Origin of the sequence: Aquirufa rosea, assembly GCF_004118285.1 — a bacterium.
Classification (GTDB): Bacteria; Bacteroidota; Bacteroidia; order Cytophagales; family Spirosomataceae; genus Aquirufa; species Aquirufa rosea.
This window is the reverse complement of sequence record NZ_SDHY01000020.1, coordinates 1-1,227: the sequence shown is the minus strand read 5'-3', so window position 1 is coordinate 1,227 and position 1,227 is coordinate 1. Positions and strand designations below refer to the sequence as shown.

General features: G+C 39.9%; 1 protein-coding gene. It reads right to left on the bottom strand.

Annotation, left to right across the window (positions count from 1 at the left end):
* Positions 1-268 precede the first annotated feature (268 nt).
* On the bottom strand, positions 269-898 hold the full coding sequence (locus ESB04_RS12345) for a recombinase family protein (protein ID WP_129028056.1): 630 nt from the start codon (positions 896-898) through the stop codon (positions 269-271).
* Between the last annotated feature and the right edge of the window lie 329 nt (positions 899-1,227).

Sequence of the window (1,227 nt, the reverse complement as noted above, 5' to 3'; positions counted from 1 at the left end):
GTGGAGGCTACGACCTATCGAACCGATAGAATCTAAGCCATTTATTTCTAACACTTTAACTTATTTACGAATATACTCAATTCCCCTTTTAAGCACCAATTTATCACCACTTACATCAAAGATCGATTGTTTATTCAAATATAATCAATTGCGAATCGAACCTTGATACCATTTTAAATAAAACTATTTCAATTTATCCTGGGTCATACAAGACTTCCTGCTAGGGTTAGTAGTTATTAGTCGCCACTCGGATAAAGTCCTCGTGGCTTTATAGCATCCCAAGCTCTTTAGCTATTCTATTAGTCTTGGTAATGGTTACCGGAGATACTTTTAGGATCTTGGCGATCTCTGAGTAGCTATATGTACCTCTTGATAGATAATCTAATATCTTTTTACTTCTTTCTTTCTTGAGATGGTGTTCAGGGGTGTCTTTGGTATTGATTCTTCTTCCGCAATATGCTTGGGGATGTTTCAACTTTTTAGCTATAATTCCTTCGCGTTGTCTCATTTTTATCATAGACCTCTCAAAACTATACATAGACCCTAATATTGACAACAATAGCTCAGAGAACTTGTCTGGGTCACCATTGTCATCGAAGTTTCTGATGTTGGGGTTTCTACATACCACGGTGACACCTGCCTCGGTTAGAGCTTGCCAACAGGATAAAACCGATAAGAGATTGCGTCCAAGGCGGTCGATCGAATGAACTTCAAGGTGGGTTAGCTTTCCTTCATCCAATAGCTTTTTAATCTGTTGTCCTTTGGGACGATCAAATAGATCACTGTTACCGGTGAAGTTATCCGTTAGAACATAGTCAAAACCTTTTAGATCTTTTAATTGTCGATCATGTTTCTGGGAACCATCATTTGAACTAATTCTGCTATAAAAAACCTTCATATTCGTTACAGTTTATGGGTGGGTATATTTTAAGTCTATTTTTAGCGATTTTAAGCCGTTTTAAGCCCCGATCTCCGTTACAGTTTAGGGTATACTCTAAATGTGTTAGTGATCGCCGCTTCGCCTCCGCTTCAGCGGCTGGGGGCTCCCTGGTGGCCTGGGTGGTATCCGGCCTCCCTGGATAAAAACCTATTAATCCCAATAAGGGGGTCTATGCCCTTTTTAAACCGCGACCCATTTTTTTGAAAAATTGGGCTTTAGGAATTTACCAATGGAACATCCTCGCTGATGGTGCTGTAAATGCCACGGTTATGGAAGAAGTCATGGAA

Excerpts from the sequence above, each read along its gene's own strand:
- ESB04_RS12345 (WP_129028056.1), bottom strand. The coding sequence starts at position 898 with ATGAAGGTTTTTTATAGCAGAATTAGTTCAAATGATGGTTCCCAGAAA.